Source organism: Herminiimonas fonticola (assembly GCF_003293745.1).
GTDB lineage: Bacteria > Pseudomonadota > Gammaproteobacteria > Burkholderiales > Burkholderiaceae_D > Oxalicibacterium > Oxalicibacterium fonticola.
Window position 1 is genome coordinate 21,580 of record NZ_PTLZ01000002.1, and the last position, 23,499, is coordinate 45,078.

Genomic DNA, 23,499 nt, shown 5'->3' on the forward strand with positions numbered 1-23,499 from the left:
GTAATCGTCATCCGAGAGCTGTTCCAGCGCCCGGTACACCTCTTCCTTGCTAAGACTCACACTGTCCCTCCCGTGTTTTATGAAGATGATGACTGCCCAACACACCGTTTCGGACGTCTTCTAGAAATATTTTTATTCCGGCGTCCGAAAATCCTATCCTCGTCAGTCATACCAAGTAGATGGCAAGAATGCGAGAACGGTAACCAATGCTGCCGAAATGATACTGCTGCAAAACCGGTTACAAAACAAGCAATTTGGGCCACTGACTTTTCTACATTTGAAGGATTAAAGACATGAGTAATGATAAAGACAAGCCCAACGGGCACAAAGACGTCACCATTTATATCAACGGTACGCCTAAGGTGGTGCGTAAGGAACGGCTGACGTTTGAAGAGATCGTTGCCCTGGCTTTCGACAACCCGCCGACCGGCGAAGGCGTGCAGTTCACGGTGCAGTATTCCCGTGGCCACTCCAACTCTAAGGGTAGTCTAGTTGAAGGCCAGTCGGTTCAAGTCAAAGAAGGGATGGAATTCGATGTCACGTCCACTAATCGCTCGTAGTCCCGACCTTCTGCGTCTGCAGAATGAAGGGTATGACATCGGAGTCCGCGATGGCTTCTTGCTCGTCAAGGACGTGCCCTACGTTACGGCCGCCCGTGAAATCAAGCGTGGAATCCTGATTTCTGCACTTGAATTGAACGGGGACAAGACCACTACACCGCAAAACCATGTGGCGATGTGGACGGGCGAGCATCCCTGTCACCATGATGGCCGGAGCATCACCACCATCGCTAATCCGAGCCCGCCGCAGGATCTAGGCGGTGGTATCCGTGCTGACTTCACATTCTCGGCCAAGGCTGCCTATCGTGATTACCATCATAAGATGACAACCTATATCGCTCGCATCTGCGGGGAGGCCAAGGCCATCGATTCATCCGTGACGGCAGCCACATTTCCGGCAATGCCTACCGAAGAAGGTGAGTCCGTATTTCGGTATCTCGATACCGCGAGCAGTCGAGTCGGCATCGGCGCGCTGAACGATCGCTTGGTAGGGCTGAAAATCGCTATTGTGGGTCTCGGCGGAACGGGGTCGTATGTCTTGGATTTGGTTGCAAAGACCTGCGTCGCGGAAATCCATCTGTTCGACGCGGATGTCTATTCTCAGCACAATGCTTTCCGCTCCCCAGGTGCGGCATCCATTGAAGACTTGCAGGCCAAGCCGTCCAAGCTTGCCTATTTGTCAGGAATCTACAACCGTATGCGACGCGGCATTTACTCACATGAGGTATATGCCGATGTCTCAACAGAAGTGCTTTATTCAATGGATTTTGTCTTCTTGTGTTTGGATCGTGGTGCAGCGAAGAAGATCCTTGTCAATATGCTCGTCGAAAAAGGCATTCCCTTCGTGGACGTTGGTATGGGTATCCTGCAGTCCCAGGACAAGCTGACCGGTCTTATGCGCGTCACCAGCTTTGCGGCAGGGGACGATCCTTCCGTGCTGGCTCGCATTGACTACTCAGACGAGGATATGGCGAAAAACGAATACTCTACCAATATCCAGATTGCCGAGTTGAACACCCTGAATGCTGCGTTGGCGGTGATTCAATGGAAGAAGCGCTACGGTATCTACCGCGACTCGTCGCGAGCGAACTCGTACAGCTACTCCATTGCCGCCAATGAAATGGCGAACCAAGCAGACGATGAGGAAGCGGCATGACGCGGTTGTATAGCATCAGCCACCAATATGTGGAGTACATCCCAGAACACTTACTGCCGGGGGTACTCTACATTTCTAAACGTTTCAGAACGGCCTCCCATTTGTGTTGTTGCGGTTGCGGTATGAAGGTCGTCACGCCCCTGAATCCTGCCAAGTGGAGCCTCACTGACTATGGCCCCAACGTATCGTTGTCGCCCTCAATTGGCAACTGGAATCATCCGTGCCGCTCGCACTACTTCATTATCCGTAATCATGTGCGCTGGGCAGGAAAAATGAGTCAGCGCCAAGTCGCCGCCGTACGGCAGCGGGATCATATTGACGTGGAACGTCACGCTAAAGGCAAGAACGTAGTGGCGCACCTATCCGAAATATTTAAACGCTGGTTCAAATAACACCACATTCACCAAGCTTAAAAAGATAGTACCCAATATATTTGTACCGATTTGATAAGCGGAAAGTTGCATTGCCGACGTTAGAAAATTTGGCTTTGAATATCTATTGAATCGCCCCGAGTTTACAACACACTTCAAGCCTCTCGAAGTACTGCTTTTCGTAGTTGACAGGCGAAAGATTAGCTAAACCTTTTTTATAAGTCTTTACAACGGGGATGCCGGGCCTTATAAAAAATACGAGGACGTGGATGGTGATTTTTGAACATCAGTGGAACTTTACGATGCGATTACGCGGCAAGCTCTTCCTGCAGTCATATGATCAGTCGTCACCGAGGTCTTCGCGCTCTTCATTAATCTCACTTTCTTGGGGCAATCCAAGTTGCGAGTACTGTTGTAGTACTTCTCGAATAGCGTCTACCACACTAAGCCCCTGGCGAATGAAGCCTGCCAAACAAATAAGAACTTCTGCTTCTATCCCATCAGCTCGAGCTTTTGCCATCAATTCTTTTGATGGCAAAATAAGTAGGCCGACCTCATCTGAACTTGGAATAACGACGTCAAATATGCGAAATACTTCACTTCCGGTCGTCGTTGCATCTATGCTGAAGTAATCCCAAAAAACTTGGCCAAGCGTTCCTTCCGGGTGCTGCTCGCGCCTAGCCCATTGTTTTAAAGTATTTTCGCCTTTTGATACCTTCTCGAGGAATCGTTGTGCTTTACCAGGTATCGTTGCTGATGCTTTTCGACTGTTGGAGTAAGTTCTTTGTGAAAGGCTTGCTGCATCCTTGACTATCTTCCACACCATCGACCATAACTCGCTTACGCTATGAATTTCAAGTGCTGTTCTAAAGATACTTTTCATCTGCTTCGACTCTTCCTCTTCTAGTTGGAAGTCGTAGTCGATGCATTGATCTAGAAGGTATCGATGGCAGTCTGCTACAGCGTAGTCGAGCCATAGATTTCGAAGGGCAAGATGATCTGTATAGTCGCGATTCTCTAATATTGATAATGCGTTCTCACTTCTACCAAGTTTGGAATCAGGGACAAGGAAGAAGCAGGCTTGCGCGGGGTAGTGCCATATTTCATCCCCGTTCATGCTGTAAGTTCCCTCTTTGGCTGCCAGATAATGTGATAGGAGGATTTGAGAATTGCGTAACTTGTCGATAAAGAAATCGGAGTCTGAGGGAGTTAAATTTATACAGTCCCGGTACATGAATGTACCGGAAAGCAAGCGAGGATTAATAGCTTGATGTAATGCAAGTAGGATTAATGCGGCATCATCAGAAATCTCACTATAGTCGTGATCAGTCGCTAGGTTTTCTTCTGTAAGTTTTTCAAGACGTTCGCGGAGTCGTAATTTCTCTGCACGCTGATTTTCTTCTTCAAGATTTCGACAATCGACGCAGCGTGTCTTTAATTTTTGTAACGTCCGCCTTATGTCTGCGCGGACGAATACTTGATGAAAACCTTCACAATGTGAGCAAGTTTGATTTCTATCCCAAGCCTGGGAAACTTGAGAAATGTGTTGTGTCAGTTGGTGGATATTTTTGATTTCTTTATAGGGTAGAAGATCTGCGACATTCTCTTTAAATTTGCCATCCTCATTCATTGCCCAATAGCGATCGACTAACACATGATCATCCGGATCGTCTGAATAAATTTCCACGTTTATCACGTTCTCCCTCCTTCCCTCGTTGAGTATTTTTTCATGCAGCGACGACGACACGTCGACGAAATACGGCATCGTCACTATTTTTATGCCTCATTTTATCTTGCGTTAGAGCCATGCCCCACGAAGGAGCTGACATAAACCTGCATCCCGTGGAAAATTTCTGTTCACTTATCATGTCACTGATTGTTATTTTTTGGATTGATGCGGACGGTACGCGTGTCGATTCGCCTGCGCGTCGTACAGTGCGTGATGTTCCGGCAAGCCGGAGTGCTTAAAAAAATCGTAAAGCATCAGTTCGACGATCTCGTTGCTCACTAGCTTATAGTTACACCATGGCGGCACGCGACAATCTAAGGCCTCACAAAATAAATCCCAATCAGTCTGGGAATCTACGCAGATATAAACCTCCTCTTTGTTTCGACGGACAATTTCAAGCCATTTAATAATTTCCAGATGAAGGTTGTCGACAGTGAAGTATGAATGAGGAATTTTCCGCAACAATGGCACGACTACTTCACGTACGAATGTCGAGCAAGCGCAATCTGGATATGGAACCTCCGCGTAAAAATCCTCTCCGTATTCGGATGCCATTCCTAAACTGATAAGGTGAGGTTCAAGAAAATCCGTGAACTCAGTATCTAGAAATACGTTCATACAGCCCCTCTAATTAAGATTTCGGATCGCTAGCCCAGTTTGGTAAAAGTTTCGTTTGACCGTTTAGTTGACATTGAAATTTGTACACTGGCAGGAAAGGTCTACCTGACACGAGAACCTGTTTTGGAAGATGATAAATCACCAAATAAGGTGCTTCACGTTCCGGTTCAACGCTCGTCCCAACTGGGCCTCGCCTTCGATCAATATTGAATGCATCGGAATTTCGTTTTTTCTTTGGTTACGATCATAATGCCGCAACGTTAAATGAACACTATAGATTGTAGTTCTAAAGTGTTCGTTATGAGTACATCGTGTCTTTTATGGGAGACACGGATGAATTCTCGAAAAGGGTTCGCGACGGCACTGAGGGAGTTAAGGACTAGCAAAGGCCTTACGCAAGAGGATTTCTCGGATGTATCGAGCAGAACTTATTTAAGTAGCCTCGAACGAAGCATGAAATCACCTACCTTGGAAAAGGTAGAAGAGTTGTCCGGTGTGATGGAAGTGCACCCCGCGACACTACTGGTATTGGCGTATTGCAGAGCAGAAGATGTTAAATTTAAAGAATTATTTCTTCGTGTTGCTGGTGAGTTGAAGGCTATGAATATCAAAACGTGAGGACAATTACCGCATGGTTGATTTGTCTAACGGGTGCACCTTCTAGTGCATGGCGGAGGCACGAGCTTTTTTTGATGGTGTATTAAGGATAATTTGAGAAATGCCTAAACGAATTGGTTCATCAATCAAGCGAGATCCGACGATCTCGGGACCTGACTTTTTGACGAAGGATGGCAATACTTCTTTGGTGCAGCAATTGGTAATGCTGATTCAGTCGAAGATTGATGACAAGGTTCTTAGAAGCGGTATTAAATTACCTTCAATTCGTGTTTGTGCAGAAGAATATTCGATTTCAAGATTTACTGTTGTAGAAGCATATGATCGACTAGTAGCGAATGGGTATTTGGACTCTCGCCGCGGTTCCGGTTTTTTCGTAAAGGAACGTAGGCATATAACTATTCCAAGAAATCCGGCTCGATCGGATATTTCCGCTCCACAGCATTTAGACATAGCATGGCTAGTACGAACTATGTTTCGTCAGCATCCAGCGCAAGCGATGCCTGGTTCAGGATTGCTCCCTCCAGAATGGATGAATGCAGGAATTGTTGGAAATAGTTTTCGTTCTGTTGCGCGTGAAAGTTCCAACCAGATATTTCATTATGGAACTCCTGAAGGCTATTTGCCACTTCGCCAGCAACTTCAGTTAAAGCTCGCTGAGATTGAGATTGGCGCAACGCCTGATCAGATAGTCACAACTTCTGGTGTCACTCAAGGATTAGACATAGTTGCACGCCATTTTCTTGCGCCTGGTGATGTTGTATTCGTGGATGACCCTGCTTGGTTTCTTATGTTTGCCAGTTTTGCCTCGATGGGGGCAAAAGTAATTGGCATTCCGCGAGAAGCCGATGGTCCCGATATTGCAGCGTTGGAACATTTGGCTGAACTGCATCGCCCTAAGTTGTACGTGCTTAACTCAATTCTTCATAATCCGACATCCACTTCACTATCATCAGCCAAAGCTTTCCGAGTATTAAATATTGCGGAAAAATTTGACTTCACGATCGTCGAAGACGACATTTATTGTGATCTCGAACCTGATGGTAATCAACATTCCGGTACACGAGTTGCAACTTTAGATCAGCTAAATAGGGTTATATATCTAGGTGGATTTTCTAAAACTCTAGCAGCAAACCTTCGCGTGGGCTTTATAGCTTGTTCGGCTGAAATCGCACGGCAACTCACAGATAGGAAAATTCTGGCTACTTTAACTTCGTCGGAAGTCGGAGAACGGGTAGTGTATAAAATTCTTGCAGAAGGATATTACCGAAAACACGTTCAGAGATTGCGCCTTCGACTCGATACAGCTCGTGAGGATTCGACGAGATCATTGGAAAAATTTGGATTGTCGGTGCCCACCGCGCCTTCCGCTGGAATGTTTCTTTGGGTAGATGCTAAATCTGACACCAATGTTTTAGCTGAACGCGCCATGCGCGAGGGGGTGTTGTTAGCACCCGGAGCGTTGTTCTCTCCAACTCAAGCGGCCTCTCAATGGATGAGAATAAATGTAGGTGCTATGCAGGATGCCGCAGTATTGCGGTGTTTCTCTAATTTATTTGGCGTGTAAGCGGCGCCAAATAATGCATTGTTATTGACCAGCTACGCTGGCGATACTCATTTGCATTAACTTCGCTGCTTGAGTGCGACGGTTTTGTCGCTTACCAACCACATAATTTGTGTCGCCATTATCTGAGACAATTTAAATGTATCACTGCTTTATAAACATGATTCCCGAGGCTAACTTGCTTTCCAATTCTTTTGGAACAAAATAAGGTCAATATAATCGGCGGATCGTCGACAAAAATCGTGTCGCCAGCCTGAATAAAATGGCGCGCCACCAGATCCAGCGCCTGCGTGACGCCGGATGTGGTGACGATTTGATCCGGCGTGGCGGAAATCTCCAGCTCTGCCATTTTCAATTGCAATTGCTGGCGCAGCGGCAGAAAACCTTGCGGCGTGCCGTATTGCAGCAGCATGTTTTGATTTTGCCGACTGACGGAGCGCAAGGCATTGCCAACCAGATCGCCATCCAGCCATTCGTTTGGTAAAGAGCCTACGCCGGGCATTTTTTCCGATGGCAGTTGGCGGAACATATTGCGTACCAGCCAGACGACATCCAGCTGTTGCGATTGTGTGGCGCTAGGACGTGGCGTACGCAATGCCAGCATGGGTGCGCGATCGCGCACATAAAACCCGGAGCCGCGTCGTGATTCAAGCAAGCCGCCGGCAACCAGCCTGTCATAAGCTTCGACCACAGTAAAACGCGACACGCTGTGCTCATCCGAGAACTGCCGTATCGACGGCATGCGTGCGCCTGTACGCAGCAATTTGTCGTCTATGCGCGAGGTCACCAGTTGCACGATTTGTTCGATCAGCGAGCTATCGGCCTGGCGCGATAGCAGGGGACGCGGCAAATCTGTGGCGACTGAAGGTGAGCTGAGGGATTTGGCTGTATTGGTCATATTGCCATGACAGTGGAGAGATTAATTCCTTAAGTGTACTGGTACTGTATTGGTTTTGTCGATTAGGATGTTTTGACTATAAAAATAGCCGGGCGATTTACGTATCGCTTTGTCATCCTACTGGAACCATATGGAATCCTTGTTGCCACTTTCCCTGTTCGCCTTCGTCTCATCGATCACGCCGGGACCGAACAACATCATGCTGACGTCGTCCGGTATCCGTTTCGGTTTTATGCGTTGCATTCCGCACATGCTGGGTGTGGTCTCGGGCTTTGGCGTGATGCTGGCGCTGTACGCCGCTGGTATTGGCAGCCTGATTGTCGCGATGCCCGTATTGCATATCATCTTGAAAACCATAGGCTCTGCTTATCTGGTTTATCTGGCGTGGCAATTGCGCAGCATGGCGTTCAGCCGTAGCGATGACGATAATGGGCACCCTATGTCTTTTATCGGCGCGGCATTGTTTCAGTTCGCGAATCCTAAAGCATGGGTGATGGCAGTGACTGGCGCTTCGGCCTTTCTGCCGCCTATGCAACCAATCTGGTTTGCGATTGCCGTGTTTTGCTTGTTATTCAGCGTGATCAATTTGCCGTGTCTGAGTATCTGGGCTGCTACCGGCGCTATTCTGCGTCGTTATCTGACACAGCCGAAATGGCGGCGTCTGTTTTGCGCAATCATGATCATATTGACGCTTTATTCAGCAGTGGCGGTCTGGTCATGAGCGCGCATGATAGTCAGAGTGCACTCGTCACCAATCTCGACGCGGTAGTCGACACTGATGAAGTGCCGACCACGGTGAAATCCATGACATCTGAAACAAAAGGAATGTGGCTGGGCGCGATAGGCATCGCGATTTTCAGTTTGACCCTGCCATTCACGCGCATGGTAGTTGCAGAATTGAATCCGGTATTGATCGCGTTAGGGCGCGCAGTTGTCGCGGCCTGTTGCTCTGTACTGTTGCTGTGGTGGACTAACGCGCCGCGTCCGACTCGATCGCAATTGAAATCGCTGCTCATTATTGCGTCAGGTGTCGTAGTTGGCTTTCCGGTGTTTTCATCGATAGCGATGAGCCAGATTTCCGCTTCGCATGGCGCGATCGTGCTGGGTATTTTGCCGCTGGCGACTGCCTTGTTTGGAGCCTTGCGTTTTGGCGAACGGCCTTCGATCGGATTCTGGATTACTGCCTTGATCGGTAGCGCGCTGGTGGCCGCATTTGCAATGGAGGAGGGCGGTGGCTCCCTTCAGCTGGGTGATCTGGCGATGCTGATTGCGGTGATTGCTGCTGCGATGGGATACGCGGAAGGCGGTCGCTTGTCGGAGTCCATGAGCGGCCAGCAAGTGATTTCATGGGCGTTGGTATTGTCGATGCCGATCGTGTTGCCGGTAACGATCTGGCTCGCGCTGCATTACGGTGTCAAGGCATCGGCTGGCGCATGGGTAGGGTTTGCCTACGTGTCGCTGTTCTCGATGTTTATCGGATTCTTCTTTTGGTACAAAGGTCTGGCGCTGGGCGGCATTGCGCGCGTCGGCCAGGTGCAACTGATACAACCCTTCCTCACATTGCTAGGTGCTGCAGCGATTCTTGGCGAAGCGCTGGAGTTGCGTAGCTTCCTGTTTGCATTGGCGATTATTTCAGTCGTCGCAGCCGGTAAGAAAATGGCAATCAAACGTTAAAGTTAAGCAGCAAACGAACAGAAAACAGCTCCAGTTGGTATCATGTGCATATTGCGCTGGCAGCTGCATTTTGCGGCGCAATTCGTCTGCCTGCTTTCCTGGCATCGATAGTTGGCAAGAAATGCTGCGGATTTGAGATAATCACGCGTATTCCTGCCGTGACTGCTGGCCTTACGCACACGATTGCATGCCACTTTTGCAAGATGCGAGTTTATTGCCGCAATTGCATTTCACGGACACCTGTTCATTTGTCATTTTTCCCTTTGAGGAAATGACATCAACTATTCTGGAGTTTGCATGTCTTTTTACGAAAAACTGAAAGCGCTCAATATTGAATTGCCGGCAGTGGCGACACCCGCCGCGGCATACGTGATGTTTGCGCAAAGCGGCAACACGATTTTCCTGTCCGGTCATATCGCCAAGAAAGACGGCAAACCGTGGGTCGGCCAGTTGGGCAAAAACATGACGACCGAAGAAGGCAAGATAGCAGCACGTGGCGTCGCCATCGATTTGATCGCCACCTTGCAAGCGGCATGCGGCGGCGACTTGAATCGCGTCAAACGCATCGTCAAAGTCATGAGCCTGGTCAATTCGACTGGCGAGTACACCGAACAACATCTGGTCACGAATGGCGCATCTGAACTGTTCGGCGAAATCTTTGGCGAACAAGGCAAGCACGCGCGTTCGGCATTCGGCGTGGCGCAAATTCCTTTGGGCGCATGCGTAGAGATCGAGCTGATCGCAGAAGTAAATTAAAGAAATATTGACGTCCCTGTATTGAGTGACGTCCTGGTCATCACACCGCAGTCATAGAGCATCGCAATAATGAAAATCGAAAATCCAACGCCGATCAAATGGCAATTCGCGCGCCGTGCAGAGCAACTGCAAAGCTCGGTCATCCGCGAAATCCTGAAAATCACGATGCGCCCCGACATCATTTCCTTCGCCGGTGGTTTGCCATCGCCGGAAACCTTCCCGGTCGAGCATATGAAGGCGGCGTTCGATACCGTCTTGTCGCGTCAGGGCAAGGTCGCATTGCAATACGGGCCTAGCGATGGCTACGCGCCTTTGCGTGAATGGATCGCCGATTCATTATCGATACCAGGTGTGACGATCACGCCGGATCAAGTGTTGATGGTGTCGGGTTCGCAGCAGGCGCTGGATTTGCTCGGCAAGGTCTTGATCGAAGATCACAGCAAAGTACTGGTTGAAACGCCTAGCTACCTCGGTGCCTTGCAGGCTTTCTCGGTCTATCACCCTGAATTCGTTTCAATTCCTACCGATGATTTCGGCTTGCTGCCGGAAGAAGTCGCAAAAATTGCAGATGGAGCGCGCCTCCTGTATGCGCTGCCGAATTTCCAGAATCCTACCGGTCGCACAATGTCGGTCGAGCGTCGCTTGGCACTGGTCGAAACCTGTGCACGCCTTGGCTTGCCTTTGATCGAAGACGACCCATACGGCGCACTCAGCTATCGCGGTGAACCATTGCCGAAGATGTTGACGATGAATCCTAGCGGCGTGATTTATCTGGGATCGTTTTCCAAAGTGCTGACACCTGGCATACGCCTGGGTTATGTGGTGGGGCCGGTGCCTCTGATCCGCAAGCTGGAACAAGCGAAACAGGCAGCTGATCTACACACCTCGCAATTGACGCAAATGGTGGTGTATGAAGCGATCAAGGATGGTTTCCTCGCACAACATATTCCCTCGATACGCACGCTATACGCGAATCAGTGTCAGGTCATGCTGGATGCGCTGACCGAATTTTTCCCGGCCGGTGTGACATGGAACAAACCGGAAGGCGGCATGTTCATCTGGGTGACCTTGCCCGAGCATATCGACGGCATGCAGTTGCTGGAAGAAGCGATTGCACAGAATGTTGCCTTCGTTCCCGGCGCGCCTTTCTATGCGAATGAACCGCAGAAAAATACCTTGCGCCTGAGTTTCGTTACTGTGCCGCCGGAGAAAATTCGTGAAGGCGTATCCAAGCTGGCGAAATTGATTGCGGCGAAAATGTGATTGATCGCATGCAGAAATAAAACTGGCCGCTGCCGAAAGGAGCGGCCAGTTTTATTTTGTGGATTTAATTTGATGGCTCTTTAGAGTTTGTTGATAGCTTGTACGGCTCTTTCTTCGTGGTGAGTTGCCGGGGGTGGCCCGGCAGCCACCTTCTTTCTTTGCTTCGCCAAAGAAAGAAGGCAAAGAAAGGCGACGCAGAAGCCGTTGCCCGCTGCACGGGTACCCAAGTCAAACGACCATCAGTCGGGAGCACAAACAAACTCGCCTTCGGCTCAAACAGGTTTGCGCTCTTTATCCGCCTGATGACCGCTTATCTTGGCAACGTCACATGCGATTAAGGTCAAAAGCAACCGCAACGTCTATACCTTGATAGCGCTGTTGAGCTAGCTTGCGACAATGCTGTTGCCGTTGAACTGCCGTTGAAGTTCAACCGCTGTGACGCTGCCGTTTGTGCGGTCGCCTTCTTTTGCTTACTTTTCTTGGCGAAGCAAGAAAAGTGAGTAGCTGGCGGGCTACCCCCGGCAACTGACTCTCATCGAATACAAATGATCAAATTATTCAGCGCTAGCCTTGGTCACCGGCGTCAAGGTCGTCGCCTTGATCTTCGATTCCAAACCTTTGCCTTTGCGCGCACGCTTGCCTATGTGCACCGCGAGTCCTGATGCCGACAGCAATATCTCCTGCGCTTTGGCACCGCGTCCCATACCGGATACAACTACGCCGCGCTGGCTGATCGGTTGTGCCGCCAGCAGCTTCTCGTTCTTTTCCAGTTCCATCAAAATCACACCGCGACCGCCTGCGGTCAGCGATTTGATTTCATCGATGCCGAATACCAGCACGCGACCTTTTTCCGACAGGCAGGCAATTGCACTTGCGCCGTTGATTACCGGACGTGGTGCCAGCGGTTCATCGCCGTCATCCAGCGTGATGAATGATTTGCCGCCACGTGTGCGGCTGACCATGTCGCCCGACTTGGCGGTGAAGCCATAACCGGCAGTTGATGCGAGTAACAGTGTGACATCGGCCGGGCCGGCAAAGTAATGCAGTACGCGTGTGCCGCTCGCCAGTTCGACCAGCGTGGTGATAGGTACGCCATCACCGCGCGCGCCGGGCAGGGCAGAGACAGGCACCGAGTAGATGCGACCGTTCGAACCGAATACCAATAGCGTATCGACGGTGCGGCATTCAAAGGTGTCGTACAGCGCATCACTCGCCTTGAAAGTGAATTGTGCGGCATCGTGGCCGTGGCCGGTGCGTGCACGCACCCAGCCTTTTTGCGAGATGACGACGGTCACTGGTTCATCGATTACTTTGGTTTCGACGACGGCTTTTTCTGCGACTTCGATCAGGGTGCGGCGTTTGTCACCGAACTGTTTCTCGTCGGCTTCGATTTCCTTGATGACCAGACGCTTCATCGACGATGGATTGTCGAGCAGATCCTGCAGCGTGGATTTTTCATTGCGCAGTTCTGCCAATTCCTGCTGAATTTTGATGGTTTCCAGACGTGCCAGTTGACGCAGGCGAATTTCGAGAATGTCATCAGCCTGACGTTCAGACAAACGGAATGCATCCATCAAGGCCGGCTTAGGTTCATCCGATTCGCGAATGATCTTGATGACCTTGTCGATGTTGAGCAGGATCGCTTCGCGACCTTCCAGAATATGGATGCGGTCATTGACTTTTTGCAGCTTGAATTGCGAGCGGCGAGTGATGGTCGTGAAGCGGAAATCTATCCACTCGCGCAGGATATCGCCGAGTGCTTTTTGGCGCGGTTTGCCGTCGCCGCCTATCATCACCAGATTGATGGAGACGCTGGTTTCCAGCGAGGTATGTGCCAACAGCATGTTGGTGAATTCGGTCTGGTCCTGATTCTTCGATTTTGGTTCGAATACCAAGCGCACAGGCGCATCGCGGCCGGACTCATCACGCACGGTATCGAGCATGGCCAGCACGGTTTGCTTCAATGCCAGTTGATCCGGCGACAGCGATTTCTTGCCTAGCTTGATTTTCGGATTAGTCAGCTCTTCGATTTCTTCCAGCACGCGTTGCGAGGAAGTGCCGTGCGGCAGTTCGGTGACGACTGCTTGCCACTGACCGCGCGCCATGTCTTCTATCTTCCACGTCGCGCGTACTTTGACGCTGCCGCGGCCGCTGCGATAGATATCGCTGATGGCGGTTGGCGAGGTGATGATCTGTCCACCACCCGGGAAATCAGGGCCCGGCACGATCGCCATCAATTCTTCATGCGTCAATTTTGGATTGCGAATGATGGCGACTGCTGCTGTCGCGACTTCGCTCAGATTGTGCGAAGGGATTTCGGTCGCCATGCCGACTGCAATACCTGACGCGCCATTCAACAAGACGAAAGGCAAACGGCTAGGCAGCAGTTTTGGTTCTTCGGTCGAACCATCATAGTTAGGCTGGAAGTCGACGGTGCCCATGTCGATTTCTTCCATCAGTAATTTGGCAATCGGCGTCAGGCGTGCTTCGGTGTAACGCATCGCCGCCGCACCGTCGCCATCGCGCGAACCAAAGTTACCCTGGCCATCGATCAAGGGATAACGCAGCGAAAAATCCTGCGCCATGCGCACCAGTGCGTCATAAACAGATTGATCGCCGTGCGGATGCAATTTGCCGAGTACGTCACCGACCACGGCTGCTGATTTGCGTGGCTTGGCAGCGGCGTTCAGTCCCAACTCATTCATCGCAAACAGAATGCGACGTTGTACCGGTTTCTGTCCATCGCAGACATCCGGCAGGGCGCGACCCTTGACCACAGAGATTGCGTAATCCAGATATGCGCGTTCGGCAAAGGTTGCCAGTGTCAGTGATTCGCCGCCATCGGCTGGTGCTGCAGTGTCAAAAAGATTGGCTTGATCAGTCATTATTGTTTTGCTTAATTTTTACGAGGATTATTCGATGGAAGTAATTGGGTAAGCAGAAGACGTGTCCGCAGACGGATTACTGTCGCGACGTCCCGGGATAATCATGTGTATGCGCTTGGAATCCGAACGCCGATTTGAAAACACAGCATTGTCGGCAAAACGCGAAGTCGGTTGATACAGATTATAGAACTGCGTAACCAGCTTCACGTAATTGCGGGTTTCCGGGAACGGTGGAATTGCATTATTGTATTTTTGCACAGCGCCTTCGCCAGCGTTATACGAAGCCAGGACCAGATGCTGTTGATTCGGATACAGATCTCGCAACACGCGCAGGTAACGTGCGCCTAAACGGATATTTGTTTTCGGATCGGTCAGTTTTTGCGCAATGCTTTTCTTGCGGTCCGCTTGCAGGCCGAAGCGCTCAGCCGTTGCCGGCATCAATTGCATCAATCCGACCGCGCCTTTCGGCGACACGGCATTTGGATTAAAACCTGATTCGGCTGCCATCACTGCTTTCAATAAGGTCGGATCGAGATTGAATTCGTTGGCTGCATCGTTCAACAGCTTTTCGTATTTTTTCAGATTCGGATGCTGTGACAGATAGCGGAATAGCGGTGTTTCTTTTTCTGCCGCATTTTCTACATTAGTCAACGGCGTCAGTCTGGACGCATTCAAGGCCTGATCGCCGCGTGCAAACAATTGATAACGTTTGTCGAGTTTTTCCGTTGCAAAATGCGCTTCGCCATTGGCATCGATATAGCCGTATACGTCTGCATGCGCAGCGACGGATAGCAGCGATAGCGATAAAGCCAGCAGGGAAGTGCGCACGATGTTCATGATCAGATATCGGCCTCAGCTTCGTTGCCGTGTTCTTCTATCCATGTGCGACGTGCAGCGGCTTCGCCTTTGCCCATCAACATGTTGAAGCGCGATTCGGAAAAATCCAGATCGAACTCGCCGAGCGAAACTGGCAGCAGGCGACGGGTATCCGGATTCATCGTGGTTTCCCACAACTGTTCCGCATTCATTTCGCCCAAGCCTTTGAAACGCGAGATGGCCCACGCAGATTCCTTGACGCCATCCTTGCGCAATTTGTCTTCGATTGCTTCCAGTTCGCCGTCATCGAGTGCGTAAATTTTCTGGATCGGTTTTTTGCCACGCGCAGGTGCATCGACGCGATACAGCGGTGGACGCGCGATGCAGATATGACCTCTATCTATCAATTGCGGGAAGTGCTTGAAGAACAGCGTCAACAGCAGCACTTGAATATGCGAGCCATCGACGTCCGCATCGGACAGGATGCAGATGCGACCGTAACGCAGACCGCTGAAATCGACAGTATCGTTTTTGCCGTGCGGATCGATGCCGATCGCAACCGCTATATCGTGGATCTCGTTATTGGCAAACAGGCGGTCGCGTTCGGTTTCCCACGAATTGAGCACCTTGCCGCGCAAAGGCAGAATCGCCTGAAATTCCTTGTCGCGTCCCATCTTGGCCGAGCCGCCGGCAGAATCACCTTCGACCAGGAAAATTTCATTGCGCGAAGTATCTGACGATTCGCAGTCGGTCAATTTTCCCGGCAAGACGGCGACACCCGAGGATTTTTTCTTTTCTACTTTTTGCGCGGAACGCAAACGCGATTGCGCCTGCTTGATGACGAGTTCGGCCAGCTTCTTGCCGTAGTCGACGTGCTGGTTCAACCACAGTTCAAGCGCAGGCCGCGTGTAGGTGGCGACCAGACGTACTGCATCGCGTGAGTTCAAGCGTTCCTTGATCTGGCCCTGGAATTGCGGATCAAGCACTTTGGCCGACAACACAAACGAGACACGTGCGAATACGTCTTCCGGCAACAGCTTCACGCCTTTTGGCAGCAGTGAATGCATTTCGACGAAACTTTTTACAGCGCCGAACAAGCCTTCGCGCAAACCGGATTCATGTGTGCCGCCGTTCGAGGTTGGGATCAGATTGACGTAAGACTCTCGTATCACCGCGCCATCTTCGGTCCATGCAACGACCCATGCTGCGCCTTCACCTTCGGCAAAACCTTCCGCATCGGCGTTCGCATATTGCTCGCCTTCGAACAGCGGGATGACGGTTTCTGCATTCGATGCCTGTGCCAGCGATTCGGTCAAATAACCGCGCAAGCCCTGATCGTATTGCCAGGTTTGCACTTCACCGCTCTTCGCATGCACCAGCGTGACTTTGACACCAGGCAACAAAACAGCTTTAGAGCGCAACAGGCGTTGCAGTTCTGCTTGCGGGATAACTGATGAATCGAAATATTTAGCATCAGGCCATGCGGTGACTTTGGTGCCGCTGCGTTTTTCATCGCGGGCAATCGGCCGCGATTTCAAAGGTTCGATGACGTCGCCGCCGGAAAACGTCAGCGTATGCACGCCGTTTTCGCGCCATACGGTAATTTCCAGGCGAGTGGAAAGCGCATTCGTTACCGAGACGCCGACGCCGTGCAAGCCGCCCGAGAATGCGTACGCACCGCCCGATCCCTTGTCGAACTTGCCGCCCGCATGCAAACGCGTAAAGACGATTTCTACCGTCGGGACTTTTTCTTCCGGGTGCAAGCCGACCGGGATGCCGCGACCGTCGTCTTCCACACTGACTCTACCGTCGGTATTCAATGTGACGACGATGTTCTTGCAATAGCCGCCCAGCGCTTCATCGGACGCGTTGTCTATCACTTCCTGGATGATGTGCAGTGGGTTCTCGGTACGCGTGTACATGCCGGGGCGCTGCTTGACCGGTTCCAGTCCTTTCAGGACGCGGATGGATGATTCGCTATAGTCTGCAGGGGATTTTTTAGTGGCCATTCAATCGAATACGGTAAGAGGCTGAAAAATGTACGTTGGAAGCTTACTGTGAATCCGAGCTTCCAATAATTGCTTAATTGATTACTTTTAAAAATCGCTTTAAATCAGGAATGCGGCATTGAAGTGTCTGCATTCTAATGAAAAAAAACGATGTGGTCGCGATGCGCTCGATTTAACTGTCTTCTCGAAGGGCGCGAAATCGCCAAATTGTTAAATAAGGTTAGATGCGTGATGCATCGCTGGCACTTTTTTAACAAAAGCGGTCAAATGTATATGTTTTGATAAATGGTGCACACAAATTTATACATTTCCCGGTTTTTCTCCTTTATTTATGGGATGGTTAATCGGTTTCAAGAGTGTATAAATGTTAACTAGTGCGCAGGGATTATGCGCCGTCTTCCGTCCTGTGGTGTTTTGCTTTTCAAGATTTAATGTCAGCTAATAGTTTTCCTTTTGCGGCTCGCCTGATTGGATTTAATCAACAGGAAACCGAAATTTTCGATGCCACATTTGCTCTGGACCAAGGCAAGGGCTATGGCTATTTTCGGCTGGCAGAAGATAACCTTCAAGATCCTGATTTATACATCGCCAATGCAGAAGAATTAAGGGCGCTGGTTGCCTTGTCTGATTTGCGTCCTAGCGATGTACGGCCTGTGCTGCTGGTTGGCACGCCAACTATTTCGCTTCCTTATACGCGTGTAGAACGACCGATTCGTTGGCAGCGTTTGTTCGAGGCGCTGGATAATTTAATCGAAAAACGCGCTGATACCCTGGCGCGCCTGGAAGCTTCCGATGTTGTGATGGTACCGGAGCGTCGTCGGCGCAATCGTGTTGATATCGATTTGACCGATCCGGCGGATTACGAAAGTCTGCGGACTGAGTTGCCGCATGGTGGCGCGGTGCTGATAATCGACAAAACACCAGCGTTTCGCGATTTTGTAGCGGAATTTCTGGCTCGCTATCAGATAGAAGTTTTGTGGGCCAAAGGCGAGGCAGAAGCCGAAGGCGCGTGTGTACGTCAGCGTGTGTCGGTGGTGCTGATCAATACGTCTGTCAATGACGTCGATCCGTTTCGCTTGTGCCAGACGGTTAAAACAGCGCGACCACACGACAAGACTTCAGTGATTTTTCTGGTGAGTAAATCCAGTGATTACGATGTAGATGCTGCGCGCAAAGCCAGTGTGGATGGTTTCCTGACGAAACCAGTGGCGAGTCAGCACATCGTCAGTGCACTGAAAAAATTCATGCATTTTCCGCGTTAAATTATTTCACCTGCACGACATTCGCTGTGCAGCTTCTCTTTATTTGCTCAGCATGCGCATGCCGCGCTCCAGACCTTCCAGAGTCAACGGAACCATACGATTATTCATTTGCTGCCGGATGATCGCGACTGACTGTCTATATTCCCAAATGCTTTCCGGTTCCGGATTGAGCCATACATAGCTTGGGAATGCCTTGGTAAAGCGCTGCAGCCATTCGGCACCAGCTTCTTCGTTGTAATAGTCGATTGCGCCTCCCGGGCGCAAAATTTCATACGGACTCATCGTCGCATCGCCGACAAAAATCACTTTCGTATCCGGCGTATATTTGCGCAACACATCCCAGGTAGCAAAACGCTCGGCGTGCTTGCGCTGGTTGTTGCGCCACAAGTGGTCATATACGCAGTTATGGAAGTAATAGAACTCCATATTCTTGAATTCGCTCTTGGCCGCAGAAAACAATTCTTCCGTGCGCTGTATGTGATCGTCCATAGAGCCGCCTACGTCCAGCAGCATCAAGATCTTGATGTTGTTCTTGCGCTCGGCCTGCATCTTGATGTCGAGGTAGCCCGCGTTGTTGGCGGTCGCGCGTATCGTCGCATCCAGCGCCAACTCGTCAGCCACGCCTTGCCGTGCAAACTTGCGCAAACGACGTAATGCGACCTTGATATTGCGGGTGCCGATTTCACGCGAGGTATCGTAATCGCGGTAGGTGCGTGCTTCCCATACTTTGACAGCGGAGCGATTGGTGCTCTCGCCACCTATGCGTATACCTTCCGGATTATTGCCGCTATTGCCGAAGGGCGAAGTGCCGCCTGTGCCTATCCATTTGTTGCCGCCTTCGTGACGTTCTTTTTGTTCCTTCAATAATTCCTGCAGGCGTTCGGCGAGTTTGTCATAGCCGAATTTTTCTATCAACGCGCGTTCTGCTGGGCTCAGGTCTTTCGCGGCACGCTTCAGTAACCAATCTAGCGGGATAGAGGCATTGTCTTCGAATATGGTGGCAATGCCTTTGAAGTACAGACCGAAGGCGCGATCGAACTTGTCGAAGTGCGCTTCATCCTTGACCAGGGTTAGGCGCGCCAGATAGTAAAAATCCTCCAGCGAGTGATGGGCGACGTCTTTTTCCAATGCTTCGAGCAAGAGCAAAAATTCCTTGATTGAAACAGGAATTTTTGCATCTTTCAGCATGAAGAAAAAATCAATTAACACGGCAAGTCCTGTCGTTCAGCTTGAACTTAGCGATTGGTACGCGACATGAAAACCAGTCGTTCGAACAAATGGATGTCTTGTTCGTTTTTCAGCAATGCGCCATGCAGCGGAGGGATGATGGCTTTGTCATCCTGGCTGCGCAGCGCTTCTGCCGGAATATCTTCCGCCAGCAAAAGTTTCAACCAATCCAGCAGTTCGGAGGTGGATGGTTTTTTCTTCAAGCCGCTAACATCGCGTACCTGGTAAAAAACTTCCAGCGCTTTTGCCAGCAATTCTTTTTTCAAATTCGGGAAGTGCACGGCAACGATTTGTTCCATCGTGTCGCGCTCAGGAAACTTGATGTAGTGAAAGAAGCAACGGCGCAAGAACGCGTCAGGCAATTCCTTTTCATTATTCGATGTAATAATGACGAGCGGCCTGTGTCTGGCTTTCACCATTTCGCGGGTTTCGTAGACATGGAATTCCATGCGGTCGAGTTCTCGCAGCAAGTCATTCGGGAATTCTATATCTGCCTTGTCGATTTCATCGATCAGCAATACGACTTGTTCATCGGCAGTAAACGCTTGCCACAACACACCTTTGACTATGTAGTTGTCGATAACTTTGACGCGTTCATCGCCGAGTTGCGAATCGCGCAGGCGCGACACTGCATCATATTCATACAATCCCTGCTGGGCCTTGGTCGTCGATTTGATATGCCATTGCAACAAAGGCATATCGAGTGCTGCGGCAACTTCTTCTGCCAGCATGGTTTTGCCGGTGCCTGGCTCGCCCTTGATTAACAAGGGGCGCTGCAAGGTCAATGCAGCATTGACGGCGAGCTTCAGGTCGCCGGTGGTGACATAGCTCTGGGAACCTTCGAAGCGTGTTTCGTGTCGCATGACGGTGTCATTAAGGTGAAAAGAAATCGGAGTATAAGCGAGAAGCCATGCGAAAGCGCATGGCATAAATACACTGGATCGCCTTGTCACCGTTCTTTGCGTAGTTTTTTGATGCCCAGGAGACAGTTGGACGCTTTTTGAATGTATCAAATTACAATAATTACTAAATGAAAATCTTCTTTCTCAGAGTCTGTGCCGTATGGCGCAGATTTCGTCGTGGTGCACTCAGGCATCACACTGATCACGCACAGTATTTGCCGCAGATTGAATCTCTGATGCGTAGGGCCGATCCCGACGCGTCCTGGCATGCGCGCGCCAACTGGATGATCGATCTGGCCGACTGGATACGTCGTGAGCCTAAAGTTTCCTTGCTGGACGATAGTGAATGGCGTCGCGTCAAGCATCAGCGGATTCGTTTTTTACTTGATTGGCTGGACGGCAATCGCGATGTCAAACAAGGCGTGCAGGCAACTTTGCGCAAGACGCTGCGCGAAGCGACTGGTCCTGAATTATTTTCCGCGACTGGTTTACCGCGCGAGTCCGCATTCTTTTCCGAATTGTCGGAACGCATGGTGAAATTGATCTTGCCGCGTCCGGTAGGGCAGCAGGATTTGTCGACCTTGTTTACTGCGATGTTTCCTGACGAATCGGATGCCGAGTGGTTGCTGGAACTCGATGTCAAAACTTTGTCGCGATTGTGGAAGCTGGGTGGCGATGACGGCATTGCGCATGGTTATCGTCAACAAATCGATGAAGCAATGTTGTATCTGGTGACGATGGTAATTTCAGTCGGTATCAGTCCGGCTTTCCGCCAGCGACTGGAGCCGCGCATGCCTTTGCTGGCAACACCTTTCATGTCGCTGCGTCGCGAACTGGAAAACTATTTGCTGGGTAGCGTCAAGGATGAAGCGGGCTTGCGTAGTGTGCGCATGTTGCTGGCAGTGTGCCAGGCGCAAACTGACAAGATCTACGCGCATCTGGATGAGTATGGCGTATCGGTCGGGCTGGTGTATCACGTCGAACGCATGCGCGCCCATCTGGTCAGGATTGCGCGTCTGCTGGATTTGCGTGGGGCGCCACATGCCGATGCAGGCTCGGGGCAGGTGCAAGCGGTATTGGTCGATTTGATCCTTGCACATCATCGCCGCTCGTCGGTACGTGAGCTGGTGAGTCGCAGCTTTTCTTTACTGGCGCGCAAGATGGTCGAGCGCAACGCCAATCACGGTGAACATTACATTGCACGCGATCGTACTGAATACCGTGCGATGTTGCGGGCGGCAATGTGGGGTGGTTTCATCACGGCTTTTACTGCGCTGATCAAGCTTGGGATTACCGGCCTTGGCCTCGCCCATTTTTTTGAAGGCGCATTCCTGTCGATTAACTTTGCGTTGAGCTTCCTCCTCATCACCGCGATAGGCGGCGTGTTGGCGACCAAACAGCCGGCAGTTACTGCACCCGCGCTGGCAGCACAAATGGGCGAGCTGGATACGGTGGAAGGCTTGCGCGAATTGCTGGCACGTATTGCGGCGCTGCTGCGTTCACAAGCAGCGGCCGTATTCGGCAATCTGCTGGCGGTGGCACCGGTTGTGATTGTCTTGTCATTTGCCGCTATGCTGATTTTCGGCAAGCCATTGATGAATCAGGAAAAAGCCTACGCGACAATTCATTCCTTATCGATCGTTGGTGTGACGCCCCTGTTTGCAGCCTTTACCGGTTTGCTATTGTGGCTGGCCAGTTTGATGGCAGGTTTTGCCGATAACTGGTTTGCGCTGCGCAGATTGAGAGAATCGATCGCGCATCATCGCCGTCTGGTGCATGCACTGGGCGCGCCTCGTGCCGAGCGTTGGGCGAACTGGCTGGAACACAATGTCTCCAGTATCGTCGGTAACGTGTCATTGGCAATTTTGCTCGGCATGATGCCGGTAATCGCACAGTTTTTCGGGTTGCCGCTGGACGTACGTCATGTGACTTTGTCGACCGCGACCTTGGCGGCGGCAGTCAGTAGCATCGGCTGGGAAGCGATGGCGACGCCGCAATTCTGGCTTGCCTGCGCGGGTATTTTTGCTATCGGCGTGCTGAATGTGGGCGTGGCTTTTTCTTGTGCACTGGCTCTGGCTTTGCGCGCACGCGACGTGCCGAAGCGGGTAAGACGTTTGGTATTTCGTGCGGTATTGCGGCGCTTTACACTGACGCCTTATATCTTTTTCTGGCCGACCAAGCCGGAAAATGCCGTGGCGGTCGAGACCGCTGGCGAGCAGCTTAATGAGCAAGGAAGGGACGTGTCCAGGACCATACTTCAGCGGAAAGATTGAGCGGAAACGCAGGTGGATAAACGCTCAAAACGGGACTGTCGGATGCTGTACACGCATTGCGATTTGAACATGGACGCTCCCTATCTCTTGAGGTAAAATCGAGCGGTTTTGGTGTAAAGAAGCAATTTTTTCGCTGCGAAGGACGTGTTTGCAGCGCTGTAGTAGCGGGTTTTGTATTCACTATATCCACACAGCTATCATGAAAAAACTATTTGCACTTCTCGCGTTCGCGGGTGTGGCCAACATCGCTGTTGCAGCGGAAGTTGTTGGCGATGCCAAAGCAGCTGCCAACAAGGTTTCGATGTGTATCGGATGCCATGCCATCCCGGGCTACAAAGCGACTTTTCCGGAAGTTTATCAAGTACCCATGATAGGTGGGCAGTCGGAAAAATACATAGTCAGCGCCCTGCACGCGTATAAAAAAGGCGACCGTAATCATCCTTCCATGCGCGGTATTGCAGCCAGCATGTCGGATCAGGATATCGCCGACGTTGCCGCTTATTACTCGCAACAGAAATAACGGGAGCCTATATGAAAAAAATTCTCGCATTGGCTGTTGTATCGCTGTCCGCACTTGTCTCGCTCAACGCTACAGCTGACAGCAAGATCGAAGCTGGTAAAGCCGCAGTCGCCAAATACAATTGTGCTTCCTGCCACGGTGCCGATTACCAGACACCTATCGATCCTGGTTATCCCAAGCTGGCTGGCCAGCACAAAGACTATCTGAAGCACGCGCTGGTCGCCTACAAGCGCGGCAATGAAGTGTCGAATGGTCGCAGCAATGCGATCATGGCGCCTTTGGCCAAACAATTGTCGAATCAGGATATCGAAAACATCGCTGCTTATCTGCACAGCCTGCCAACTACTTTGGTGCTGCGTAAGTAATTATTGATCGGATGTTTCGTCTAACAAAAAAGCCAC

20 protein-coding genes and 1 pseudogene are annotated in these 23,499 nt (G+C 50.8%); 13 read left to right on the forward strand and 8 right to left on the reverse strand.

The window, feature by feature from the left end:
- Positions 1 to 293 precede the first annotated feature (293 nt).
- The 3 genes from Hfont_RS07485 to Hfont_RS15310 are packed head-to-tail and all read left to right on the forward strand — an operon-like array spanning position 294 to position 2,108.
- Complete coding sequence (locus Hfont_RS07485) at positions 294 to 560, forward strand: multiubiquitin domain-containing protein (RefSeq protein WP_112991787.1); 267 nt, start codon at positions 294 to 296, stop codon at positions 558 to 560.
- Positions 535 to 1,716, forward strand: coding sequence for a ThiF family adenylyltransferase (locus Hfont_RS07490; RefSeq protein ID WP_112991788.1), 1,182 nt, complete (start codon positions 535 to 537; stop codon positions 1,714 to 1,716). The genes Hfont_RS07485 and Hfont_RS07490 overlap by 26 nt, the downstream gene beginning before the upstream one ends.
- Entirely contained in the window at positions 1,713 to 2,108 is a 396-nt protein-coding gene (locus tag Hfont_RS15310; protein ID WP_162845885.1) for a ubiquitination-like system serine protease family protein, read from the forward strand. Before Hfont_RS07490 ends, Hfont_RS15310 begins: the two co-directional genes overlap by 4 nt.
- Positions 2,109 to 2,427: 319 nt before the next feature.
- On the opposite strand, the gene Hfont_RS07500 is transcribed toward Hfont_RS15310, so the two are convergent.
- Positions 2,428 to 3,783, reverse strand: a complete 1,356-nt coding sequence (locus Hfont_RS07500; RefSeq protein ID WP_133467286.1) for a hypothetical protein — start codon at positions 3,781 to 3,783, stop codon at positions 2,428 to 2,430.
- Between the two features lie 183 nt (positions 3,784 to 3,966).
- Positions 3,967 to 4,434, reverse strand: coding sequence for a hypothetical protein (locus Hfont_RS07505; RefSeq protein ID WP_112991791.1), 468 nt, complete (start codon positions 4,432 to 4,434; stop codon positions 3,967 to 3,969).
- A 333-nt stretch (positions 4,435 to 4,767) separates the two neighbouring features.
- Here Hfont_RS07505 and Hfont_RS07510 point away from each other — a divergent pair, with 333 nt between their 5' ends.
- Both Hfont_RS07510 and Hfont_RS07515 read left to right on the forward strand, forming a co-directional pair.
- Positions 4,768 to 5,052, forward strand: a complete 285-nt coding sequence (locus Hfont_RS07510) for a helix-turn-helix domain-containing protein (RefSeq protein WP_112991792.1) — start codon at positions 4,768 to 4,770, stop codon at positions 5,050 to 5,052.
- 100 nt (positions 5,053 to 5,152) lie between these two features.
- On the forward strand, positions 5,153 to 6,616 hold the full coding sequence (locus tag Hfont_RS07515; RefSeq protein WP_112991793.1) for an aminotransferase-like domain-containing protein: 1,464 nt from the start codon (positions 5,153 to 5,155) through the stop codon (positions 6,614 to 6,616).
- A 172-nt stretch (positions 6,617 to 6,788) separates the two neighbouring features.
- On the opposite strand, the pseudogene Hfont_RS07520 reads toward Hfont_RS07515, so the two are convergent.
- A pseudogene (locus Hfont_RS07520) lies at positions 6,789 to 7,511 on the reverse strand (GntR family transcriptional regulator); the annotation flags it as partial.
- Positions 7,512 to 7,641: 130 nt separating this feature from the next.
- Between Hfont_RS07520 and Hfont_RS07525 the strand changes: the two are divergent.
- The 4 genes from Hfont_RS07525 to Hfont_RS07540 all read left to right on the forward strand — a co-directional run bounded on the left by Hfont_RS07525 (position 7,642) and on the right by Hfont_RS07540 (position 11,204).
- Positions 7,642 to 8,232 (forward strand): LysE family translocator, encoded by a 591-nt coding sequence (locus Hfont_RS07525; protein ID WP_112991794.1) that lies wholly within the window; start codon positions 7,642 to 7,644, stop codon positions 8,230 to 8,232.
- Between the two features lie 83 nt (positions 8,233 to 8,315).
- Positions 8,316 to 9,185 (forward strand): DMT family transporter, encoded by an 870-nt coding sequence (locus Hfont_RS07530; RefSeq protein ID WP_241523076.1) that lies wholly within the window; start codon positions 8,316 to 8,318, stop codon positions 9,183 to 9,185.
- 297 nt (positions 9,186 to 9,482) lie between these two features.
- The gene (locus tag Hfont_RS07535) at positions 9,483 to 9,941 is read left to right on the forward strand and encodes a RidA family protein (RefSeq protein WP_112991796.1); all 459 of its coding nucleotides are present in this window, start codon (positions 9,483 to 9,485) and stop codon (positions 9,939 to 9,941) included.
- A 69-nt stretch (positions 9,942 to 10,010) separates the two neighbouring features.
- The gene (locus Hfont_RS07540; RefSeq protein ID WP_112991797.1) at positions 10,011 to 11,204 is read left to right on the forward strand and encodes an aminotransferase-like domain-containing protein; all 1,194 of its coding nucleotides are present in this window, start codon (positions 10,011 to 10,013) and stop codon (positions 11,202 to 11,204) included.
- Positions 11,205 to 11,758: 554 nt separating this feature from the next.
- Here Hfont_RS07540 and parC read toward each other — a convergent pair.
- Genes parC through Hfont_RS07560 form a run of 3 tightly spaced genes read right to left on the reverse strand, consistent with a single transcriptional unit; the run spans position 11,759 to position 16,914 of the window.
- Positions 11,759 to 14,089, reverse strand: a complete 2,331-nt coding sequence (gene parC / locus Hfont_RS07550) for a DNA topoisomerase IV subunit A (RefSeq protein WP_112991799.1) — start codon at positions 14,087 to 14,089, stop codon at positions 11,759 to 11,761.
- Positions 14,090 to 14,116: 27 nt separating this feature from the next.
- Positions 14,117 to 14,926 carry a lytic transglycosylase domain-containing protein gene (locus tag Hfont_RS07555; RefSeq protein ID WP_112991800.1) on the reverse strand — a complete coding sequence of 270 codons (810 nt, stop codon included), beginning with the start codon at positions 14,924 to 14,926 and terminating at the stop codon, positions 14,117 to 14,119.
- Between the two features lie 2 nt (positions 14,927 to 14,928).
- Positions 14,929 to 16,914, reverse strand: a complete 1,986-nt coding sequence (locus Hfont_RS07560; protein WP_112991801.1) for a DNA topoisomerase IV subunit B — start codon at positions 16,912 to 16,914, stop codon at positions 14,929 to 14,931.
- Positions 16,915 to 17,345: 431 nt separating this feature from the next.
- Here Hfont_RS07560 and Hfont_RS07565 point away from each other — a divergent pair, with 431 nt between their 5' ends.
- Entirely contained in the window at positions 17,346 to 18,176 is an 831-nt protein-coding gene (locus Hfont_RS07565; protein ID WP_112991802.1) for a response regulator, read from the forward strand.
- Between the two features lie 39 nt (positions 18,177 to 18,215).
- Here the strand turns inward: Hfont_RS07565 and Hfont_RS07570 are convergent, their stop codons facing one another.
- Both Hfont_RS07570 and Hfont_RS07575 read right to left on the reverse strand, forming a co-directional pair.
- Positions 18,216 to 19,385 carry a vWA domain-containing protein gene (locus Hfont_RS07570; RefSeq protein WP_112991803.1) on the reverse strand — a complete coding sequence of 390 codons (1,170 nt, stop codon included), beginning with the start codon at positions 19,383 to 19,385 and terminating at the stop codon, positions 18,216 to 18,218.
- Positions 19,386 to 19,411: 26 nt separating this feature from the next.
- Positions 19,412 to 20,266, reverse strand: coding sequence for an AAA family ATPase (locus tag Hfont_RS07575; protein ID WP_112991804.1), 855 nt, complete (start codon positions 20,264 to 20,266; stop codon positions 19,412 to 19,414).
- A 275-nt stretch (positions 20,267 to 20,541) separates the two neighbouring features.
- Between Hfont_RS07575 and Hfont_RS07580 the strand changes: the two genes are divergently transcribed.
- The 3 genes from Hfont_RS07580 to Hfont_RS07590 all read left to right on the forward strand — a co-directional run bounded on the left by Hfont_RS07580 (position 20,542) and on the right by Hfont_RS07590 (position 23,463).
- Positions 20,542 to 22,578, forward strand: a complete 2,037-nt coding sequence (locus tag Hfont_RS07580; RefSeq protein WP_479680722.1) for a site-specific recombinase — start codon at positions 20,542 to 20,544, stop codon at positions 22,576 to 22,578.
- 199 nt (positions 22,579 to 22,777) lie between these two features.
- A complete protein-coding gene (locus Hfont_RS07585; RefSeq protein ID WP_112991805.1) occupies positions 22,778 to 23,098 on the forward strand; it encodes a c-type cytochrome in 321 nt (106 codons plus the stop codon).
- A gap of 11 nt (positions 23,099 to 23,109) precedes the next feature.
- Positions 23,110 to 23,463: a c-type cytochrome gene (locus tag Hfont_RS07590; protein WP_112991806.1), complete on the forward strand. Its 354-nt coding sequence runs from the start codon at positions 23,110 to 23,112 to the stop codon at positions 23,461 to 23,463.
- Positions 23,464 to 23,499: the final 36 nt, after the last annotated feature.